This window comes from Cytophagia bacterium CHB2, assembly GCA_030263535.1.
Classification (GTDB): domain Bacteria; phylum Zhuqueibacterota; class Zhuqueibacteria; order Zhuqueibacterales; family Zhuqueibacteraceae; genus Coneutiohabitans.
Genome location: SZPB01000459.1, coordinates 1 through 4,287, shown reverse-complemented (window position 1 = coordinate 4,287; position 4,287 = coordinate 1). Strand labels below are relative to the sequence as shown.

General features: G+C 49.2%; 4 protein-coding genes. All 4 read left to right on the top strand.

Annotated elements, in window-relative coordinates; translation table 11 throughout:
* Nucleotides 1–388: 388 nt before the first annotated feature.
* Nucleotides 389–559 carry a DUF2244 domain-containing protein gene (locus FBQ85_27195; protein MDL1878820.1) on the top strand — a complete coding sequence of 57 codons (171 nt, stop codon included), beginning with the start codon at nt 389–391 and terminating at the stop codon, nt 557–559.
* Nucleotides 560–749: 190 nt separating this feature from the next.
* Nucleotides 750–1,775 (top strand): hypothetical protein, encoded by a 1,026-nt coding sequence (locus tag FBQ85_27190; GenBank protein MDL1878819.1) that lies wholly within the window; start codon nt 750–752, stop codon nt 1,773–1,775.
* Between the two features lie 56 nt (nt 1,776–1,831).
* Nucleotides 1,832–3,499: an amidase gene (locus FBQ85_27185; protein MDL1878818.1), complete on the top strand. Its 1,668-nt coding sequence runs from the start codon at nt 1,832–1,834 to the stop codon at nt 3,497–3,499.
* A 509-nt stretch (nt 3,500–4,008) separates the two neighbouring features.
* The coding region (locus FBQ85_27180) for a DUF72 domain-containing protein (GenBank protein MDL1878817.1) at nt 4,009–4,287 on the top strand (279 nt) is incomplete at its 3' end.

Sequence of the window (4,287 nt, the reverse complement as noted above, 5' to 3'; positions counted from 1 at the left end):
ACCGCGAATGCACGCCAATAAACGCGAATTTTAAAATTAGCGGATATTCGCGTTTATTGGCGGTTCCCCAAATGAGTAAGTTATTTAAATGGCGTTCCTTAGTAATCTATTTTATGCATTGAGCAGTGGTCAACAATCAAAAGGGGTTGCTTTTCGTTTTCGAATCGGCTTTTCTACTATCTGCCAACCAATGCGCCCGCCCACGGGAAAACTTTACTTGCGTCTTGTCGTTGGCTTTGACATATTGGCGCATGCCGTGAACGGTATTTGCAAATTTGAGGACAGGGACTTGCCGGTGCCGCCCGAGCGGCGCGCCTGCGCAAGGCATTTTCCAGGATGAGTGTCAACTCACTTTTATCCTTCACCCCTCAAAACGGAGGTATGGAAAATGAAGTTCAACGCCCCCACCCAAGTTGTTTGGCTCATCGCCGTCATTGCCGGCGTTCTCGGCATTCTTGGGAATTTCACCACCATCGCATTCGTTTCTGCGAACGCCTTCTGGCTGGTAACGGTCGGTTTTGCCTTGCTGGCGATCGGCACGATGTACAAGAAGGTTTAAAGCCGCCGCCGCGAGGCACATGAGGCTTGCGAAAACGGATTTGCCTGCCTCGGAGCTTTGCCGCCTGTTTCGGTTTTATGAAGAGCCTGAAAACGAAAATGGAGCAGACATCTGCTCCATTTTCATTAGTTTCGAAGTTTGATGGTGAATCGAATTTCCTCGAGCAAAGTAAACAGTTGAGGACGGCTGAATGACTGGGTCTATATCTGAAAAAATAATAGAGGATATTCTAACCACTGATAAATCAATTTTGGCTGAGATTTTGTCAGTGTCAGCTTCGGATTTGAGCTTGCTCGCGAGACAAAAACTTGTCGACTCTGGCAAGCTTGATTTGCTTTATTTAATCAACGATGAATTGCTCTTGATTGAGTTGAAAGTAGTAGGTTTTTACGAGAAAATTATCGAACAGATTAATCAATATCATGATGATTTGATAGGCTTACAAAGGCAAAACAAGTTAATCAGCACTCAAATCAAAAAGGCAATTTTTGTAACGGAGGCAACTGCTAATCATCGTGAAACATGCAAGAAAGAAAACATTGAATTATTTATCTACAAACCCGAGACCATCCTCTCAAAGTTCTATGAAAATTTCAAAGAGTTATCCTATTTCCTAAAAATCCAGTCAAGCGACTATGGCATGGTGAGGTTGGGCTTGCTTAATACGTCTATAAAATTTTTAGGAGAGGGCTTGGGACTAAGAGAGATTTGTCAGCAGGAAGGTAAATCTGAAAAAACTATACGAAATAGAATTGCTGTTGCAAAACTCTTGAATCTTGTGGTAAAGCACAAGGATGACTATTATTTAACAGATTTAGGCAATCGGTTCTCTGAAATAAGAGATGAAACAAATGATCGATTAAGTCAAGGACAAATTGACCTTTTGGCTGATTTTATTTGTGAAAACCCGTATTTCTCATCAATCACCTATACGATATTATCATTAATTGAAACAGTTTTCGTATTGTCAAAAAGTTTTTACCCTGTTTCGAATAATGCTGTCAAGGATTATTTTGTCAAATCAGTGGGCAAAGCAACTTCCTGGAAGACTGAAAAAGCAAGAAACACTGCGACTTATATATTTTCAAATTATGCTTGTGAGCTAGGGTTTTTGATAAAGATAAACAATCAATTCTACATATCGCCCAAGGGCATACAAGCCATTCTCTTGTTGCAACTCAATCGATCAATCAAAATAATCGGAAGTAGAACCTAAGAATCGATCTCATCAAGATTTTTAATCTCAATTTCAAAATAGAAAAAGGATTTCACATGCGACTAAATTGGCGTACTTTGTTCGCGTGTATTTTGGCCAGTACAATATTTATCCCCCTTATCACGAAGGGGCAATCCGAGGAAGTGCAACCGCTCACCCCCTCCCTCATCGCCGCCGCGGAGAAAATCATTGGCCTGCAATTCAACGAAGCCAAACGGGATTCGATGCTCGGCGATCTTAAAGAGAATCTCGAAAATTATCAAAAAATCCGCAACGTGCCTCTGCCCAACAGTGTGCCGCCGGCGCTGACATTCAATCCTGTGCCAGTGGGCATGACGTTCGACACTCAGCGCCGGCCGCCGGTGTGGAGCACGCCCGCCAAAATCGCTGTGCCTGCCAACACTGAAGACTTGGCATATGCCTCGGTCGGCGAGCTTGCTGAGCTGCTGCGCACGCGCAAAGTCACGTCGATGCAGCTTACGCAGATGTATCTCAGCCGCTTGAAAAAGTATGGGCCAAAGCTTGAATGCGTGATCACCATCACCGAAGAGCTGGCGCTCAAGCAAGCGCAACGCGCGGATGCGGAAATCGCAGCGGGCAACTACCGCGGGCCGCTGCACGGCATTCCCTACGGCGCCAAGGATTTGCTGGCAGTCAAAGGCTACAAAACCACCTGGGGCTCGGTTCCGTTCAAAGATCAAGTGCTCGACGAAGACGCGACCGTGATCCAAAAACTCGAAGCTGCCGGCGCGGTGTTGGTGGCAAAACTCACGATGGGCGAGCTGGCGTGGGGCGATGTGTGGTTCGGCGGCAAGACGCGCAATCCGTGGAATTTGGAACAAGGCTCGAGCGGGTCTTCGGCAGGCTCGGGTTCAGCAACTGCTGCCGGGCTGGTGGCATTCGCCATTGGCACGGAAACCTGGGGCTCGATCGTTTCGCCCTCGACGCGCTGCGGCGTAACCGGCTTGCGGCCGACCTACGGTCGCGTGAGCCGCGCGGGCGCCATGGCCTTGAGCTGGTCGATGGATAAAATCGGGCCGATGTGCCGCACGGTAGAAGATTGCGCCCTGGTATTTAACGCCATTTACGGCCCGGACGGTCTCGATCAAACTCTCGTTGATTTGCCGTTCAATTATAATCCCAAAGTCGAATTGAGCAAATTGCGCATTGGCTATCTCAAAAACGGCTTTGAGAAGGATTCGACCAATCGCGCCACCAACGAGGCCACGCTTGCAAAGCTACGCGAACTGGGCGCGAACCTGATTCCCCTGGAATTGCCGGATTTGCCGTTTGAGGCGCTTACGATTATTTTGAGCGCGGAGGCAGCCGCGGCATTCGACGAGTTGACGCGCTCAGGCAAGGACGATCTGCTGGTGCGCCAGATTCGCAATGCCTGGCCCAATGCCTTCCGCAGCGCGCGCTTTATTCCCGCGGTGGAATACATTCAGGCAAATCGCGTGCGCCATCTCGTCATTCAGGCGATGGCGGAAATGCTGAAGAACATCGATGTCTACGTCGTGCCCTCGTTCGATGGGAATCTTTTGCTGACCAATCTCACCGGCCATCCCTGCGTAACGCTGCCCAACGGTTTCAACGACATGGGCAGTCCCACCAGCATCACGTTCATGGGCAATTTGTACGGCGAAGCGCTCACGTTGGCGGTGGCAAAAGCCTATCAGGATGCGACGGATTTTCACCAAAAGCATCCGCCGCTGTTTCCATAACCTGAAAATTCCTCGTTCAGCCACGGTTCAACCGTGGCTTTTTTGTTTGTGCATTCGCGGGCTTTGCATTTGTAATCGGATCAAATTATATTGCTGCAATTCATGAAGGAATCACCACCGCCCGGGCGCTTTCTAAACAAAGGCACGCTGCTTAATGGAGTTCGACAATCAAAATCGGTAATAAACTGTAGTCTTGCCCCTTTGGGGCATATGTGTCAAGCTAACGAAAGCGCCTGTCCCCAACGGGGACAAATGTGATAGCAAAGGGCAACGCCCTGGAAAACAAGAAATCGCCGTTTTTTTGTAGCCCTGTCAGGGCGAAATGAAATTACGTATGCGGCCTCGCCCCTTTGGGGCTTTTGCTTTCTCTCAAATCCTTAACTTGACACCGATGCCGGCGTGGCTGTTGGCCCGCAGCCGTCGCGAGTTGAAGGGCGAATCATTGGCGGGCAAGAACAGCCGCGCGCGGTTATTGCAGATTTGGCGCGCATTCCCGCGGATAATTTTTCATGACAAACTTATCCTACTACCTCGGCTGCCCGATCTGGAGCAACAAAAACTGGGTCGGCGAATTTTTTACGAGAGAGGCAAAGCCGCCCGATTTTCTGCAACAATATGCCTCCGTGTTCAACACGGTGGAGGGCAACACCACGTTTTACGCCCTGCCGAAACCGGCCAGCGTGCAAAAATGGCGCGAGGAAACGCCGCCGGCCTTCAAATTCTGCTTCAAGTTTCCGCGCCTGCTCAGCCACGATTTGCGTTTGCAGGACGCCGAAGCCGGGACGCAG